The organism is Haliea alexandrii (genome assembly GCF_003719295.1).
GTDB lineage: Bacteria > Pseudomonadota > Gammaproteobacteria > Pseudomonadales > Halieaceae > Haliea > Haliea alexandrii.
On the sequence record NZ_RFLW01000004.1, the window covers coordinates 276,621 to 292,252 of the forward strand.

15 protein-coding genes are annotated in these 15,632 nt (G+C 62.7%); 4 read left to right on the top strand and 11 right to left on the bottom strand.

Annotation, left to right across the window (positions count from 1 at the left end; translation table 11 throughout):
• Window positions 1-29 precede the first annotated feature (29 nt).
• The 4 genes from proB to rplU all read right to left on the bottom strand — a co-directional run bounded on the left by proB (window position 30) and on the right by rplU (window position 3,042).
• Complete coding sequence (gene proB, locus EGJ68_RS15985; protein ID WP_123035550.1) at window positions 30-1,157, bottom strand: glutamate 5-kinase; 1,128 nt, start codon at window positions 1,155-1,157, stop codon at window positions 30-32.
• A complete protein-coding gene (gene cgtA / locus EGJ68_RS15990; protein ID WP_123035551.1) occupies window positions 1,157-2,338 on the bottom strand; it encodes an Obg family GTPase CgtA in 1,182 nt (393 codons plus the stop codon). Before cgtA ends, proB begins: the two co-directional genes overlap by 1 nt.
• A gap of 122 nt (window positions 2,339-2,460) precedes the next feature.
• On the bottom strand, window positions 2,461-2,718 hold the full coding sequence (gene rpmA, locus EGJ68_RS15995; RefSeq protein ID WP_027950905.1) for a 50S ribosomal protein L27: 258 nt from the start codon (window positions 2,716-2,718) through the stop codon (window positions 2,461-2,463).
• A gap of 15 nt (window positions 2,719-2,733) precedes the next feature.
• On the bottom strand, window positions 2,734-3,042 hold the full coding sequence (gene rplU, locus EGJ68_RS16000; RefSeq protein WP_123035552.1) for a 50S ribosomal protein L21: 309 nt from the start codon (window positions 3,040-3,042) through the stop codon (window positions 2,734-2,736).
• A gap of 256 nt (window positions 3,043-3,298) precedes the next feature.
• Between rplU and EGJ68_RS16005 the strand changes: the two genes are divergently transcribed.
• Both EGJ68_RS16005 and pgi read left to right on the top strand, forming a co-directional pair.
• Window positions 3,299-4,261, top strand: a complete 963-nt coding sequence (locus EGJ68_RS16005) for a polyprenyl synthetase family protein (protein ID WP_123035553.1) — start codon at window positions 3,299-3,301, stop codon at window positions 4,259-4,261.
• 68 nt (window positions 4,262-4,329) lie between these two features.
• Window positions 4,330-5,994, top strand: coding sequence for a glucose-6-phosphate isomerase (gene pgi / locus EGJ68_RS16010; protein ID WP_123035554.1), 1,665 nt, complete (start codon window positions 4,330-4,332; stop codon window positions 5,992-5,994).
• Here pgi and EGJ68_RS16015 read toward each other — a convergent pair.
• Genes EGJ68_RS16015 through EGJ68_RS16025 form a run of 3 tightly spaced genes read right to left on the bottom strand, consistent with a single transcriptional unit; the run spans window position 5,991 to window position 9,628 of the window.
• Window positions 5,991-7,340 (bottom strand): phosphohexomutase domain-containing protein, encoded by a 1,350-nt coding sequence (locus EGJ68_RS16015; RefSeq protein WP_123035601.1) that lies wholly within the window; start codon window positions 7,338-7,340, stop codon window positions 5,991-5,993. The two genes, pgi and EGJ68_RS16015, sit on opposite strands and share 4 nt — an antisense overlap.
• Window positions 7,341-7,355: 15 nt before the next feature.
• On the bottom strand, window positions 7,356-8,183 hold the full coding sequence (gene galU, locus EGJ68_RS16020) for a UTP--glucose-1-phosphate uridylyltransferase GalU (RefSeq protein WP_123035555.1): 828 nt from the start codon (window positions 8,181-8,183) through the stop codon (window positions 7,356-7,358).
• Window positions 8,183-9,628, bottom strand: a complete 1,446-nt coding sequence (locus EGJ68_RS16025) for a mannose-1-phosphate guanylyltransferase/mannose-6-phosphate isomerase (RefSeq protein ID WP_123035556.1) — start codon at window positions 9,626-9,628, stop codon at window positions 8,183-8,185. The genes galU and EGJ68_RS16025 overlap by 1 nt, the downstream gene beginning before the upstream one ends.
• 975 nt (window positions 9,629-10,603) lie before the next feature.
• On the opposite strand from EGJ68_RS16025, the gene fabA reads away from it, so the two are divergent.
• Together fabA and fabB are read left to right on the top strand one after the other, a co-directional pair.
• On the top strand, window positions 10,604-11,119 hold the full coding sequence (gene fabA / locus EGJ68_RS16030; protein WP_027950911.1) for a 3-hydroxyacyl-[acyl-carrier-protein] dehydratase FabA: 516 nt from the start codon (window positions 10,604-10,606) through the stop codon (window positions 11,117-11,119).
• A gap of 4 nt (window positions 11,120-11,123) precedes the next feature.
• Window positions 11,124-12,350, top strand: a complete 1,227-nt coding sequence (gene fabB, locus EGJ68_RS16035) for a beta-ketoacyl-ACP synthase I (RefSeq protein ID WP_123035557.1) — start codon at window positions 11,124-11,126, stop codon at window positions 12,348-12,350.
• Window positions 12,351-12,364: 14 nt separating this feature from the next.
• On the opposite strand, the gene EGJ68_RS16040 is transcribed toward fabB, so the two are convergent.
• Genes EGJ68_RS16040 through ssb form a run of 4 tightly spaced genes read right to left on the bottom strand, consistent with a single transcriptional unit; the run spans window position 12,365 to window position 15,538 of the window.
• On the bottom strand, window positions 12,365-13,567 hold the full coding sequence (locus EGJ68_RS16040; protein ID WP_123035558.1) for a molybdopterin molybdotransferase MoeA: 1,203 nt from the start codon (window positions 13,565-13,567) through the stop codon (window positions 12,365-12,367).
• Window positions 13,564-14,094, bottom strand: coding sequence for a molybdenum cofactor biosynthesis protein B (moaB, locus tag EGJ68_RS16045; RefSeq protein WP_123035559.1), 531 nt, complete (start codon window positions 14,092-14,094; stop codon window positions 13,564-13,566). Before moaB ends, EGJ68_RS16040 begins: the two co-directional genes overlap by 4 nt.
• A 4-nt stretch (window positions 14,095-14,098) precedes the next feature.
• The gene (locus EGJ68_RS16050) at window positions 14,099-14,986 is read right to left on the bottom strand and encodes a sugar nucleotide-binding protein (RefSeq protein ID WP_123035560.1); all 888 of its coding nucleotides are present in this window, start codon (window positions 14,984-14,986) and stop codon (window positions 14,099-14,101) included.
• A 48-nt stretch (window positions 14,987-15,034) separates the two neighbouring features.
• Window positions 15,035-15,538: a single-stranded DNA-binding protein gene (ssb, locus tag EGJ68_RS16055; RefSeq protein ID WP_123035561.1), complete on the bottom strand. Its 504-nt coding sequence runs from the start codon at window positions 15,536-15,538 to the stop codon at window positions 15,035-15,037.
• Window positions 15,539-15,632: the final 94 nt, after the last annotated feature.

Genomic DNA, 15,632 nt, shown 5'->3' on the forward strand with positions numbered 1-15,632 from the left:
CTTTCCTCCAGTCCCCAGGCCGCCGTGCGTTAGCACAACACCAGATTATCGCGGTGAATCAGTTCCTCATCACCTTGGTAACCCAACAACGGCGCTATTTCCAGCGAGGGCCTGCCCATGATTCGACGCGCTTCAGCGGCACTGTAGTTCACCAGACCACGCGCCACTTCGCGCCCCTGCGGGTCCACACAGAGCACCATGTCACCGCGCTCAAACTCACCTGTCACTGCACACACGCCCACCGGCAACAGGCTGCGTCCCGACTCCCGGAGCACGCGCACCGCACCGGCATCGAGCGCCAGGCTACCCGGAATACGCACCATGCCAGCCAGCCACTGTTTGCGCGCATTTTCCGGTTGCCGACCCGTGCGCAACCAGGTGCCCAGCGCACTGCCGCTGGCCACTTGGGCCACAACATCCGGATGACGACCACTGGCAATCACCGTCTCGGTGCCGGAACGGGCCGCCAGTCGGGCCGCCCGCAGCTTGGTAATCATGCCACCCCGGCCAAGTGCACCGCCCTCACCCGCCATCCGATCCAGTGCCGCATCGTGCACATCGCGGCTGTCCACCAGCACCGCAAACGGGTTCAGGCGCGGGTCCTCTTCATACAGCCCCTGTTGATCGGTGAGCAGCAGCAGCGCATCGGCATCAATGAGATTCGCCACCAGCGCCGCCAGGGTGTCGTTGTCACCGAAACGGATCTCGTCGGTCACCACCGTGTCATTTTCATTGATGACCGGCACCACCCCGAGGTGCAATAGCGTGGTCAGGGTGCTTCGCGCGTTGAGGTAGCGGTCGCGGGCAGTAATGTCGTCATGGCCCAGCAGCACTTGCGCAGAAACGATGTCGTACCCGCGAAATGCGGTTTCGTAGCTCTGGATCAGGGCGGACTGGCCGACCGCAGCCGCGGCCTGCAACTCGTGGAGGCGCGTGGGGCGGCGCGGCCAACCCAGCCTGACCAGGCCCGCGGCCACGGCGCCGCTGGACACCAGCACGACCTCGGCACCCTCGGCGCGCAAGGTTGCAATCTGCGCCACCAGGCTGCCGATCATTGCCGCGTCCAGCCCGCGCCCGTCATTGGTCAACAGCGCGCTGCCCACCTTGATAACCCAGCGTCGGCTGGCGGCAATGGTTTCGCGTTGCGGATCACTCATCAGTGTACATATTCCACTTCAACATCGTCGCTATCGTCATCGCTGGCATCGTCCTCCGGCCGCCGACGGTGCCGGGCTCGCAGGGCCTCGATACGATCGCGGGCTTCCTGCTGCATGCGCGCTTGCTGCTCCGCCTCTGCCTGGGCGACATCCGGGTCGGCAAGTTCAAGTGCCTTCTGCTCCTCCAGGGAAACCATCAAGTCCTGGCACAGGCGCCTGGTGCCTTCGGCACTGATCGCGGCGGTTTCGTAGACAGGCCCCTCCCAGGCCAGCGCTTCGAGCAAGGCTGCGCGCCGCGGCGCCAGCTCGCCCTCGGGCACCAGATCAACCTTGTTCAGAATCAGCCAGCGCTGGCGCCCTGCCAGTGTCGGGCTGAAACGCTCCAGCTCGCGCACGATGGCGAGCGCCGCATCGGCCGGCTCACTGCCGTCGACCGGGGCCATGTCGACCAGATGCAGGAGGATACGATTGCGCGTGAGGTGTTTGAGGAACCGGATGCCGAGGCCGGCGCCATCGGAGGCGCCCTCAATCAGGCCCGGGATATCGGCCACGACGAAACTGCGGTGAGCATCGACCTTGACCACACCCAGATTCGGCACCAGCGTGGTGAAGGGATAATCGGCAACCTTCGGCCGCGCCGCCGACACCGCCCTGATCAGGGTCGACTTGCCCGCATTCGGCAGCCCCAGCAGGCCGACATCGGCCAGCACTTTCAATTCAAGCTTGAGCGCGCGCTGTTCGCCCTCCGTCCCCGGGCTGGTTTGTCGCGGCGCCCGGTTGGTGCTGGATTTGTAGCGCGCGTTACCGAGGCCATGCCAACCGCCCTGGGCCACGATAAGCCGGTCACCGTGGGCCGCCAGGTCGCCGAGCACCTCGGCGCTGTCCTCATCAATGATCGTGGTGCCTACCGGTACCCGGAGAATGAGGTCCTCGCCGCTCTTGCCGGTACAGTTGCGGCTGCGGCCAGTCTCGCCATTCTCGGCGCGATAACTGCGCACAAAGCGGTAGTCGACCATGGTGTTGAGGTTCTCATCGGCTTCCAGGATGACACTGCCACCATCGCCGCCATCGCCGCCATCCGGGCCGCCCCGCGGAATATACTTCTCCCTGCGGAAGCTCAGGCAGCCGTTGCCACCGTTGCCCGCAAACACCTTGATGCTTGCTTCATCTACAAATTTCATGGTTCAGCCGTTGCGCCCCTTCGCGGGGTCACCGTTCGCCACTGCGAACATCAGTCACTCAAAAAAAAAAGCCCCGTCACTTGACGAGGCTTTCTATCTATCCGGCCAGGTTGACCGCCCGATCAGGCGCTCACCACCTGAACGTATTTCCGGTTGTTGGGGCCCCGGGTCACAAACTCCACTTTGCCTTCTGCCGTGGCGAAAAGCGTGTGGTCACGGCCGCAACGCACATTGGCGCCGGGGTGAAAACGAGTGCCGCGCTGGCGGATCAGGATATTGCCTGCCTGCACCAGCTGGCCGCCAAAACGCTTGACGCCAAGGCGTTTACTTTCGGAATCGCGACCGTTACGTGTACTGCCGCCTGCTTTCTTGTGTGCCATAGTCGCTAGCCTCCGTTACGCCGTGATAGCGGTGATTTTCACTTCGGTGAACCACTGGCGATGGCCAGTTTCTCTCCGGTAGTGCTTGCGGCGGTTAAATTTCACAATCTTAACCTTCTTGTGACGACCGTGGCTTACCACTTCAGCGGTCACCTTGCCTCCCGCTACCAGCGGGGTGCCGATCTTGACCTGCTCGCCACCGACCATCAGCACCCGGTCGAACTCAACCGACTCACCTGTGGCCACTTCGATTTTTTCCAGCTTCAGGGTCTCCCCCTCCACCACGCGATGCTGCTTGCCACCGCTCTCAATAACTGCGTACATTGCCGTCTCCGTTCAGTTAGCCTGCTCGCGGTGCAAAAAACCCTTGAAAATCAAGGGGGCAGAGACAGGCACTAACAGTTCTCATGATTCCGGGGCACACGCTTCAGGCGCATCTCTCCCGGAGGGCGCGAATTTTACTCAACTCGCCCAATGTGGGCAAGGTTTATTTACACGCGGCGGCACCCCACCTCGGCCGCGCTTGACACCCCACCCCGACCACCCTAGCATGCGCGAGCATTTTCAACGCCCTCACACTATGCAGCAAATCCGCGCCAGCGTTGCCCGCGAGTTCGATCAGGTCAACCACCTGATAATTCAGCAGCTCCAGTCCAACGTGCCTCTGGTCGAGAATGTCGGCCACTATATTGTGGACGCTGGCGGCAAACGCATGCGGCCCCTGCTCGCACTGCTGACCGCCAGGGCGCTGGGAACCTGCTCCAGCGCCCATATCACTTTTGCGGCAGTCATTGAGTTTATCCACACGGCAACCTTGCTCCACGACGATGTGGTCGACGTATCACAGCTGCGACGCGGGCGACCGACGGCCAACTCCGCGTTTGGCAATGCATCCAGCGTGCTGGTCGGCGACTTTCTCTACACGCGCGCGTTCCAGCTCATGGTACAACTCGATAACCTCGATATCCTGCGCCACATGGCTGACACCACCAACACCATCGCCGAAGGCGAGGTACTGCAGCTGGCCCGGGCGGGCAACGCGGACACCACCGAGCAGGATTACATCGACATCATTACCCGCAAGACCGCCGTGCTGTTTGCCGCCGCCTGTTATGGCGCCGCGGTGCTGGGCGGCAGTGACCGGGCACAGGCAGAGCGGCTGTCCAGCTTCGGGCTGCACCTCGGCCTGGCGTTCCAGATGGTCGACGACATGCTCGACTACGCAGGTGATGCCGCGACCATGGGCAAGAATGTCGGCGACGATCTGCGCGAAGGTAAAGTAACGCTGCCGTTGATTCACATTCTGCGCACCGGCAACGCAGACGAACAGGCACTGGTAAGACGCGCCATCACCGAGCGCTCCGCAGAGGAAATGGAGGCCATCAGTGCCGCGGTAGAACGCTGTGCCGCCATGGAGCACACGCGCAAGCGGGCACGCGAACACCACGACCTGGCGGTGGCGGCTCTGGCCGGGCTGCCCCCAGGCCCGGCGCTCGTCGCCCTGCAGCAGCTTACACGCCTGTCCATAGAGCGCGACCACTGACGCCACGAGCGAATTGCAGGCCGCGATAGCGCTGCCTATACTGGCCACCTATCCCGGCGGCGCGCACCATGGCACACACTCTGCATCTTTCGGATCTTCCCTCCTGGCACGAACTACAGGCACTGGCCGAACCGCTGCGCAGCACCGCCGTCAGTGCGCTGTTCAACCGCGAAGTCCAGCGTGCTGCGGATTTCACCGCCAGCGCCGCGGGCCTCACACTGGACTACTCACGTCACCTGCTCTGCCGGGATAGCCGCGGCGCGTTACTGCGCCTGGCCGAACAGGCGCAACTCCCCCACCACGCCCGGCAGCTGCTCGCGGGCGCGCCCCTGAACAACACGGAAGCCCGCCCTGCACTGCATACCCTGTTGCGTGCGCGCAGCGCGCCGACCGGCCTGGAGGCCGAATTCAGCCGCGTCGAGGATACCCGCCACCGCATGCGTCTGTGGTGTGAACGCATTACGATGGGGGAGCTCACCGGCTATTCCGGCCAAGCCATTCGTCACGTGGTGAACATTGGCATCGGCGGCTCAGACCTCGGACCGCGGCTGGTGACAGCAGCACTGGCGAACTGGCAGGGTCCGGTGCACTGCCATTATGTGGCAAATGTGGACCCTGCAGACCTGCAGGGCACACTGCGCGGTCTCGACCCCGCGTCCACGCTCTTCATTCTGTGCTCGAAATCGTTCCAGACCCAGGAGACGCTCGCCAACGGCGAAGCGGCCCAGCGCTGGTTGCGCGCGGCGGGTGCCGGCGACGGGGACTGGTCACGGCATTTCCTGGCCATCACCAGCGACCTCGAAGCCGCCGCAGCCTTCGGCATTCCAGCGGACAACTGCCTGCCCCTGTGGGACTGGGTCGGCGGGCGTTTTTCCTTGTGGTCGGCCATTGGACTCAGCATTGCGATCGCCATTGGCTGGGAGGCTTTCAGCGCCCTGCTCGCCGGTGCCGAGGCCATGGACCGGCACTTCCTCGAGGCCGACAGCGCGCACAACCTGCCCATGCTGATGAGCTTGCTTGAGGTGTGGTACTGCAACTTTTTCCAGGCAGCTAACCATGTGGTACTGCCCTATGACCAGGGCCTGGAAAGGCTGCCCGATTACCTGCAGCAGCTCACCATGGAAAGCAACGGCAAGCGGGTCAGCCGCGATGGGGAAACCCTGGCTTACGACACAGCCCCGGTGCTCTGGGGTGCTGCCGGAACCATGGGACAACACTCCTTTTACCAATTACTGCACCAGGGTACGCGCCTGTGCCCGGCCGACATCATTCTGCCGCTGACCACCGCCACCGGTGAAGCCGCTCAACATCGCCTGCTGGTCGCCAATGGCCTCGCCCAGAGCCGGGCCCTGATGGTCGGGCGCAGCACGGAAGATGCAGTCGCCAGTCTGTTGGAGCGCGGTGTCGAGGAAGCCGAGGCACGGCGCCTGGCGCCACACCTGGTAATTCCCGGCAGTCGACCGCACAGTGTCATTACGCTGGACGCCCTCACGCCACACACCTTGGGGGCACTGCTGGCATTGTACGAACACCGCACATTCTGCAGCAGCCGGCTGTGGGGGGTGAATGCTTTTGATCAGTGGGGGGTGGAACTGGGCAAGAGTATCGGCCACAGCATTCTCAGGCGTCTCGACGATCCCGGGGCCGACAAAACCCTAGACCCGGCCACTGAGCGCCTGCTCGCAGAATGGTTCCGGGCACAACGGTCAACCGACGCCCCCCCGGCGACCTAAGCGTCGATCAGGGCCAGCAACTCGGCTGTTTGTGCCGTCATCAGTGCGGCGTCACCGCGGCTTTCCACATTCAGGCGCACCACAGGTTCGGTATTCGACAGGCGCAGATTAAAGCGCCAGTCTGCAAAGGCCATGGACAGCCCATCAACCGAGGATTCCTCCACAGCCTGGGGCCGGTAGCGTGCCGCGACCCTGGCCAGCACCGCAGCCGGGTCCGGCACACTGCGATTGATTTCGCCGCTGCAGGGAAAAGCCGCCATGCATTCGGCGACCAGCGCCGACAGCGGCATGCCGCGCCGGCCCAGCTGGGCCGCAACCAGCAACCAGGGAATCATGCCACTGTCGCAGTAGGCGAAGTCGCGAAAATAGTGGTGAGCACTCATCTCACCACCGTAAGCGGCGTTTTCGGCCCGCATCCGCTCCTTGATGAACGCATGGCCGGTTTTGCTTTCCACTGCGCGCCCACCGAGTTGCTCCACGCGGTCGATGGTGTTCCACACCAGACGCGGGTCGTGGATGATCGCCGAACCGGGGTGCTGCTCCAGCGCCATCTCCGCCAGCAGACCCACCAGATAATAGCCCTCGACAAACTCACCGCGCTCGTCAAAGAAGAAACAGCGGTCGAAATCGCCGTCCCAGGCCAAACCCAGATCGGCATTGTGAGAGAGCACCGCCTCACTGGTGACCCTGCGGTTTTCCTGCAGCAACGGGTTGGGCACCCCGTTGGGGAAGTGTCCGTCCGGCTCGTGATGCAGGCGAATAAATTCGAACGGCAGGTGCGGTGCCAGCAGGTCCACCACGCGCCCGGCACCGCCGTTACCGGCATCGACCACGATGCGCAGAGGTGGCAGTGACGCCACATCCACATAGGAAAGCAAATGCTTGATGTAGGCGTCAGAGGTATCCAGCGGCAGGTAGCGACCGTGAGACCCTGCGCGCGTAAACGCGTTGGCCTCCGCCAGAGCTTGAATGTCCGCAAGGCCACTGTCGCCGGAAATGGGCCGCGACTCTTCGCGCACAAACTTCATGCCATTGAAATCTTTTGGGTTGTGGCTTGCTGTTACCACAATGCCCCCATCCATTTCGGCGTCACTGGTCGCGAAATAGATTTCTTCAGTGCCGCAAAGGCCGATGTCATACACATCCACACCCTGCTCCCGCAGGCCGTCCGCCAGAGCTGCCTTGATCGCTTCACTCGTCAGGCGGATATCGTGACCAACAACCACCTTCTGCGGTTTAACCACTTCGGCATAGGCACGGCCTATGCGCCGCGCAATATCCTCATTCAACTGGTCGGGAACGCGTCCACGGACATCGTAGGCCTTGAAACAGTCGAGCTTCTGCATGCTGCCAATCCCCACCTACTGCTGTGAATAAAGATGTTCGTAAACGAAATTGGTGGCCTCGACAAACCCTGGCACACTACCGCAGTCAAAGCGGCGGCCCGAAAACTTGTAGGCCATGACACAGCCCTGCCGCGCCTGTGTCTGCAACGCATCGGTGAGCTGCACCTCGCCGTTGGCCCCGGGCGGGGTTTCGCGCAGGATATCGAAAATGTCCGGCGTCAGGATGTAGCGACCAATGATCGCAAGATTCGACGGTGCCGAGGCGGCATCGGGTTTCTCCACCATCTCATCCACGCGGAAAATTCCGTCCTTCAGGCTTTCACCGGCAATCACCCCGTACTTGTGCACTTCTTCCACCGGCACTTCCTGAATGGCGACGATGGAACAGCGAAACTGACGGTAGAGCTCGGCCATCTGGCTGAGCACCCCCGGGCCGTCATTGATGCAGAGATCGTCGGATAGCACCACACCAAAAGGCTCGCTGCCAATGAGTGCCTCGCCGGTCAGAATGGCGTGGCCCAGCCCCTTCATTTCGCGCTGGCGCACCATGGTGAACACACCCTTGTCGAGCACATTGCGAATGCTCTCCAGATACACCTCTTTGCCGGTGCCGGAGATCTGGTGTTCCAGTTCAAAACTGATGTCGAAGTGATCCGCGATGCTGCGTTTGCCCCGGCCCGTGACCATCGCACAGGTCGTCATACCTGCGGCAATAGCCTCTTCCACACCGTATTGCACGAGTGGCTTGTTGACGATGGGCAGCATTTCCTTGGGCATACTCTTGGTCGCCGGCAGGAAGCGGGTGCCGTAACCGGCAACGGGGAACAGGCATTTCTTGATCATCAACGGCTCTCCTTGTTTACCTTGTTTGCCTGGCTGGCCTGCTCGCGGCCGTAGACATCTTCAAACCGAACAATATCATCCTCGCCCAGATACGTCCCGGACTGCACTTCAATCAACTCCAGGGGAATGCGGCCAGGGTTCGCCAGGCGGTGCTTGCGACCGAGCGGGATGTAGGTGGATTCGTCCTCGCCGAGCATGAACACCTTGTCTTCACAGGTCACCTCCGCCGTACCATGCACCACAATCCAATGCTCTGCGCGATGATGGTGCATTTGCAGCGACAGGGTCTGTCCCGGGTTAACAATGATGCGCTTCACCTGAAAACGGTCGGCGGTAACCAGCGTTTCGTAAGACCCCCAGGGGCGATAAACGCGCGAGTGCAGCGATGCCTCCGGCCGCGACTCGGCTTTCAGACGACTGACAATACGCTTGACGTCCTGCACTTGGTCGCGATCCGCCACCAGTACGGCATCCGCCGTTTCCACCACCACCAGGTTATCCACCCCGACCGCAGCCAGCAGGCGGGATTCGCTACGAAAATAGCTGTTTTGACAGTTATCGAGCATGACATCGCCCTGGCTGACATTACCCTGCACATCACGCGCCGCTACTTCCCACAGTGCCGACCAGGCGCCGACGTCGCTCCAGCCACAGTCCAGGGCGATGACGCCACCTTCGCGCGTGTGTTCCATCACGGCATAGTCGATACTGTCCGCAGGGCAGGCCGCAAAGGCCTCTGCCTCGGGGCGGATGAAATCCATGTCTCGCGTTGCCTCCTGCATCGCACGACGACAGCTTGCCAGCATCGCAGGCTGAAACTCCGCCAGTTGCGCCAGGTAGGTTTCCGCCCGCAGCAGGAACATGCCGCTATTCCAGAGATAACTGCCACTTTCCAGATAGGCCTGAGCCGTCGCGCTGTCCGGTTTCTCGACAAATGCCTCCAGTGCATAGAGGTCTTCATCCAGAGCGGCTCCACAGCGGATATAACCGTAGCCTGTCTCGGGCGTGTGCGGCACCACGCCAAAGGTCATCAGCCGGCCGGCGCGCGCCAGCGGCAGCGCTCTGGCCACTGCCACCGAAAAAGCCTCTACCTGCTGGATAAGATGATCAGCGGGCAACACCAGCAACACGGCCTCGGGGTCTCGAGCCTGCTCATGCAGCGCCGCCAGCGCCACCGCCGGAGCCGTGTTGCGCCCTTGCGGCTCAAGAATCAGGGCGCCCGCCTCAATGCCGACCTGGCGCAGCTGCTCCGCCACCATGAAACGATGCTCTTCGTTGCAGACTACAACCGGGGCATTGGCTTCCAGTGAACCTGTGCGTTTGAGGGTTTGCTGGAGCATGGTGAGCTCGCCGGCCAGCGGCAGAAACTGCTTCGGGTGAAGCTCCCTGGATACGGGCCACAGGCGGCTTCCGACGCCACCGGAGAGGAGAACGGGTGTCAACATGGTAGGTCCTGTTGCGTTGGGCGAGATTGGCCGCAGGCAGCCGATGCTCGCTGGAGTCCTCTATCTTACTTGAAGGACAAAGTGTGAGGCCAGCGGCGGCGGGGGGCTCTGGTGGGGGTTCTGGCGGGTGCTGGAGGTTGGCGGCCCGCTGGGCCGCTGCGTCGCTCCGGTGTGCGGGGGTCTTTTTGCTCCACTGCGGGCGCATGCGGCGCGCGGTCCTTTGGGGGTTCTTGCGCTGCCGTTTCGCGGCGTGCTGGTTTAAGGGTTTTGCATCTATCAGGGCTGTTGAGTGCTTGGGGGGCGTTTGCGTACTAGCAGGGCTGGGGGTTGGCAGGGCCTAAGGAGAGGCTGTGTTCGCGCCGACGCCCTCCGAGTCCGCAAAAAGACCCCCGCACACCGGATCGACGCGGGGGTAGAGCCAACTACGCAGCATCTACGAAGCGATAGGCCCATCGTCAACGTACCCGCGAGGATTTGTGCGGCGGGTTGTTTCCTGCGGACTTGGAGGGCGTCGGTGCGCCCCCACAACTCTCTTAAACGCACCCCACCACCAGCCCTGCTAGTGCGTAAAGGCCCCCCCAAGAACACCGCCGCCACGACAAGTGACCAAATATCTTGAACAATCGATCGCCAGACGGCAGCGCAAAAACACCCAAAGGACCGCGCGCCGCATGCGCCCGGAATGGAGCAGGAAACAACGCGCCGTGCAAAGCGACGCAGCGGCCCAACGGGGCGCCCGCCCACTAAACTCCACCACAGCCTACNGACGCAGCGGCCCAACGGGGCGCCCGCCCACTAAACTCCACCACAGCCTACATACCTGACCAACACCCAAATCCCTGCGCACGCCAGCGCTGGACTTGTGCCCAGCAGGGTTTAGAATGACGACCTGATACACATGCCCTACCGGAATAGCACGCGACTGACAGCGGGGCTTGCCGCCCCGCCCAGCCCCAGGGCCCGACTGGATACACTATGACCGCACAAAGCGCATTCACAAAAGAGGAACTGGTAGCCTGTGGGCACGGCCACCTCTTCGGCCCCGGCAATGCCCAATTGCCCACCGATAACATGCTGATGCTGGACCGCATCACGCATGTAAGCTCTGAAGGCGGACGTTTCGGCAAGGGCGAAATCATCGCCGAGCTGGATATCCATCCGGACCTGTGGTTTTTCCAGTGCCACTTCCCAGGCGACCCGGTCATGCCCGGCTGCCTGGGGCTGGACGCCATGTGGCAACTGGTCGGCTTTTTCCTCGGCTGGCGAGGCAATCCGGGGCGCGGCCGCGCACTGGGTTCCGGGGACGTAAAGTTCACCGGCCAGGTGGTACCCAGTGCAAAGAAAGTGGGCTATCACATCCACATGAAACGCGTTATCGAGCGCAAACTCATCATGGGCATCGCCGACGGCGTGGTCTCTGTGGATGGCCGCGATATCTACACAGCAAACGATCTGCGTGTCGGGCTGTTCACCTCAACGGAGTCTTTTTAATCCCATGAGCAGACGGGTAGTCATTACAGGGCTCGGTATCGTGTCCTGTCTGGGTAACGATGCCACAACAGTCACCGACGCGCTGCGTGCCGGTCGCTCTGGCATCAAAATTCGCCAGGAGCAGATCGATATCGGTATGCGCTCACACGTCGCCGGGGCACCGGAGATTACCGTGGCGGATCACATCGATCGCAAGCAACTGCGTTTCATGGGGGATGCCGCGGCCTACGCGTATATTTCCATGCAGCAGGCCATTGCCGACTCCGGGCTCACCGAAAAGGATGTCTCAAACGTGCGCACCGGCATCATCGCCGGGTCCGGCGGTGCGTCTTCGGCCAGTCAGACCGAAGCGGCGGATATTCTGCGGGAAAAAGGGCTGCGCCGTGTTGGCCCCTATCGTGTCACTCAGACCATGGGCAGTACTGTCTCGGCCTGCCTTGCGACGCCTTTCCACATCAAGGGTGTGAATTACTCGATATCCTCGGCCTGCTCCACCAGCGCACACTGCATTGGCAATGCCATGGAGCAAATTCAGCTCAACAAGCAGGACGTTGTATTTGCCGGCGGCGGTGAGGAGCTGCACTGGACGCTAAGCAGCCTGTTCGACGCAATGGGTGCGCTTTCCACCAAGTACAACGACACGCCGGAGCGGGCTTCCCGTGCCTACGATGCCAACCGCGATGGCTTTGTTATTGCCGGCGGCGGCGGCATGCTGGTGCTCGAGGAACTGGAGCACGCCCTCGCCAGGGGTGCACACATCTATGCCGAGCTGGTGGGTTACGGTGCAACGTCTGATGGCCACGACATGGTGGCGCCGTCCGGTGAAGGCGCCGTGCGCTGTATGCAGCAGGCGCTTGCCACGGTCTCGGGCCCTATCGACTACATCAATGCACACGGCACCAGCACGCCCGCTGGCGATATCCAGGAGCTGAAGGCGGTGCGTGAAGCCTACCGCGATCGCGACCACATTCCAGTTGTCGGCTCTACCAAGTCGCTGTCCGGACACTCGCTGGGCGCCGCGGGCGTACAGGAGGCGATCTACTCACTGCTGATGCAACAGGCGGGCTTCATCGCGGCTTCTGCCAACATCGAAACACTGGACCCGGAAGCGGAAGGGCTGCCAATCGCCATCCAGCGCCACGATAATGTCGATCTGCAGCGCGTCATGTCCAACAGTTTCGGTTTTGGCGGCACCAACGCCTCGCTGGTCTTCCAGAAGTTCACGGGCTGAGTGCCCGCGGGCGCTCAGTTCAGGGAATCCAGCAGGGCCACGTCCAGCCAGTCGCCCTCGGAAACGGTTGTGGCCGCCGGTATGCGCGCCAGGGCATTGCTGTAGCACACGGAGCTCAGTACACCGGAGCTCTGGTTGGCAAAGGGCACCACACGCATGCCGCTCTCACCTGAACCCAGGGTCACACGCAGATACTCTTCTCGCCGGTCGGCCTTCTCGCGGGTAAACCCGGCCCGGGCGCGAAGCCACAGCGGTTCCACATCATCAACGCCCTGAAAGCGCAGGAGAAACGGCCGGGCGAGCAGGCAGAAGGTGACAAAACTGGATGTGGGGTTGCCGGGCAGACCCAGAAAGGGCACACCCGCCACCTCACCAAATGCCAACGGTTTTCCGGGCTTGATCGCCAGGCGCCAGAGGGATAGCGAACCCAGGCGCTCGACCTGGCTACGTACGTGGTCTTCGTCACCTACCGACACACCGCCCGAGCTGATCACGCAGTCGGCGCTACCCGCTGCCTGCAGCAAGGCGTCCGCGGTTGCGGCGGGTGTATCAGCAACACGACCGCAATCAACGACGTCCATGCCCAAACCGCGCAGCAGCGCTGCGAGCATAAAACGGTTGCTGTTATAGATCTGCCCGGGCTGCAGGGGCCCGCTACCGGGTTCAACCAGCTCATCACCCGTTGCAAGCAGGGCTACGCGCAGGGCACGGCGCACCCTCACCTGCCCCACGCCTATGGATGCCAGCAGGCCCAGGTCCTCCGCGCGCAGGCGCCGACCACGGGCCAGCAAGCGGGCGCCCGCCACAATATCCTGGCCGCGCAGCCGGATATTGTCGCCTGCGCGCACCGCAGCCCGTACTTCAAGCGCCCCGTCCACCTCGGTGCACTGCTCTTGCATGACCACGGTATCAGCGCCTGGCGGCACCGGTGCACCCGTGAATATGCGCGCTGCAGTTCCCGCTTGCAGGGGCTCTGGTGCCTGCCCCGCCGCAATACGCTGGCTCACGGGCAGCGGCCCGGGTAAATCGACTGCACGCAGTGCGTAACCGTCCATGGCACTGTTGTCTTCCGGGGGCACCGCAATGTCGGCGACAACGTCAGCGACCAGCACGGCACCGCAAGCATCATGCAATGGGCGCAATTCACCGGGCGGGGGTGGCGGGGCACTGGACAACAGGGTATCCAGTGCCTCGGTAACCGCGAGTAAAGGGGTCACGAAGGGGAGCGCGCCCGCAGCACACCGACGAAATTGCAGGGGCGGTGCTCGCTGTCGAGCTGATCACGGATGATGCCGGTCCACGCGGTACGGCAAGCCCCGGTTGAGCCTGGCATGCAGAAAATGACGGTATTGTTGGCCAGTCCCGCCAGCGCGCGCGACTGCACTGTGGAGGAGCCGATTTCCACCAGGGACAACGCACGGAATACCTCGCCAAACCCCTCTATCGATTTATCGAACAGCGGGGCAACCGCCTCGGGGGTGGAGTCCCGCCCGGAAAAGCCGGTACCGCCCGTGACCAGCACAGCCTGTACCGCAGGATCGGCTATCCAGATCGAGAGCAGCGCCCTTATCTGGTAAATATCGTCCGGCACGATTCGGTGATCAAAGCAGCTGTGACCGGCCGTCTCCAGAGACTGCCGCAGGTACTGACCGGAGGTGTCGGTCTCCGGCGTGCGGCTGTCGGACACGGTCAGCACGGCAATCGACAGAGGCACCGGTGCGTTGCTCGCGGGGGATTCTGACATCGGTTCAGAGTTCCTTGCTGGCCTGCTGTTGCTGGCGTTGGTAGAAGTACTGGCGCACTGTGTCGGCAACGAAACTGCGCCAGGACACCTGTTTGATGGCAAAGGCGCTGCGAATGGCGCTGCATTGCAGCGAGCGGTTGAGCGCCCGGCCGGGGCCCTCAAGCAACTGCAACTGCACGCCGTCGGGAGAAAACCGCGAAAACTGGGAAGCGGAAGCCAGCAGCGCCTCGGCGAACTCATAGCAGTTGGTGGCATCGGTGCTGCAGTAATGATAGGTGCCCCACGCCTCGGCGCCTGCGCCGAACTGGTCCAGCATGCCGGCCACGACCCGGGCGGCGTCCAGCGACTCCACGGGGCAGCCCCTGAGCTGGTTGTCCAGCAGCAGGCTCCCCCCCGCAATCAATTGCTCAAGCATGTGCGACAGCACATTGATGCCCGCGGCCGAGAAAACTGGACCCAGGCGAAGCACCACATGCCGCTCACAGGTCTCGCGCGCACGCTGCTCTGCGGACGCCAGCAAGCGACCAACGGTTTCCGGGTTGTCGGGAGGATCCTGCTCACGGTACCCGCGCTCTGCATCGCCGGCGAAAACGCGGGCAGAGGACACCAGGAAATAACCGGCGCCAGTGCGTTGGCAAGCCTTGGCGAGCCAGTGGCTGCGCTCCACATCCAGCTCGTTGATCAGTTCGCCACTGTCGATAGCGCCCTGCAAGCGGGCATCCACCACGATGTCCGCCCGCGCGCGGCGCACGACCTTCTTGGCATGGCGTTCGCTCTTCCAGCGGGACACGGAGCTGGAGACACTCTCCAGCTCGTGCCGCCCCCAGCGCTTCAGATGATCAGCCAGCGCCAGACCGAGAGAACCGTCCGACCCTATCAGCAGGACACGCACGGATTGCCCCCTAGCACTTCGGCACGCAGCGTTTGCCCGCTGCCGGGCCTAGAACGGGATATCGTCGTCAAAGTCGGCAAAATCACCGGGCGGTGGGTTGCTCGGCGGCGCGGCGCGGGGTGCCCCGGAAGGCGCCGGCGCCTGTTGCGGCGCCGCGCTCTGGTTGTACTCGTCGCGCCCGTAATTGTCACCGCCCATCTGGCCACCGCCCGGGCGGCTGTCGAGCATCTGCATTTCATTGGCGACGATTTCCGTGGTGTAGCGGTCCTGGCCATCCTGACCCTGCCACTTGCGTGTGCGCAAGGAACCCTCAACGTACAGTTTCGAGCCCTTTTTCAAATACTCGCCGGCGATCTCGGCCAGGCGATTGAAAAAGACGATGCGGTGCCACTCGGTACGCTCCTGTGGTTGGCCCGTTTGCTTGTCTTTCCAGCTCTCAGACGTTGCCAGATTGACGTTGGTGACCGCGCCACCTGAAGGCATATAGCGCACTTCCGGATCTGCGCCCAGGTTACCGACCAGTATGACTTTGTTGACGCCCCGTGAAGCCATGGTCACTCCTCTTTCGTGGACGATTGGCGATAGGAAAGTAAGTCAGGGACTATAGCAATCCGCCTGTGCAATTGCGACAGCACATCTCACCAAA

What these genes read in the sequence shown, in the direction of transcription:
- proB (WP_123035550.1), bottom strand. Translation starts at nt 1,157, where the DNA reads ATGAGTGATCCGCAACGCGAAACCATTGCCGCCAGCCGACGCTGGGTT.
- cgtA (WP_123035551.1), bottom strand. Translation starts at nt 2,338, where the DNA reads ATGAAATTTGTAGATGAAGCAAGCATCAAGGTGTTTGCGGGCAACGGT.
- rpmA (WP_027950905.1), bottom strand. Translation starts at nt 2,718, where the DNA reads ATGGCACACAAGAAAGCAGGCGGCAGTACACGTAACGGTCGCGATTCC.
- rplU (WP_123035552.1), bottom strand. Translation starts at nt 3,042, where the DNA reads ATGTACGCAGTTATTGAGAGCGGTGGCAAGCAGCATCGCGTGGTGGAG.
- EGJ68_RS16005 (WP_123035553.1), top strand. Translation starts at nt 3,299, where the DNA reads ATGCAGCAAATCCGCGCCAGCGTTGCCCGCGAGTTCGATCAGGTCAAC.
- pgi (WP_123035554.1), top strand. Translation starts at nt 4,330, where the DNA reads ATGGCACACACTCTGCATCTTTCGGATCTTCCCTCCTGGCACGAACTA.
- EGJ68_RS16015 (WP_123035601.1), bottom strand. Translation starts at nt 7,340, where the DNA reads ATGCAGAAGCTCGACTGTTTCAAGGCCTACGATGTCCGTGGACGCGTT.
- galU (WP_123035555.1), bottom strand. Translation starts at nt 8,183, where the DNA reads ATGATCAAGAAATGCCTGTTCCCCGTTGCCGGTTACGGCACCCGCTTC.
- EGJ68_RS16025 (WP_123035556.1), bottom strand. Translation starts at nt 9,628, where the DNA reads ATGTTGACACCCGTTCTCCTCTCCGGTGGCGTCGGAAGCCGCCTGTGG.
- fabA (WP_027950911.1), top strand. Translation starts at nt 10,604, where the DNA reads ATGACCGCACAAAGCGCATTCACAAAAGAGGAACTGGTAGCCTGTGGG.
- fabB (WP_123035557.1), top strand. Translation starts at nt 11,124, where the DNA reads ATGAGCAGACGGGTAGTCATTACAGGGCTCGGTATCGTGTCCTGTCTG.
- moaB (WP_123035559.1), bottom strand. Translation starts at nt 14,094, where the DNA reads ATGTCAGAATCCCCCGCGAGCAACGCACCGGTGCCTCTGTCGATTGCC.
- ssb (WP_123035561.1), bottom strand. Translation starts at nt 15,538, where the DNA reads ATGGCTTCACGGGGCGTCAACAAAGTCATACTGGTCGGTAACCTGGGC.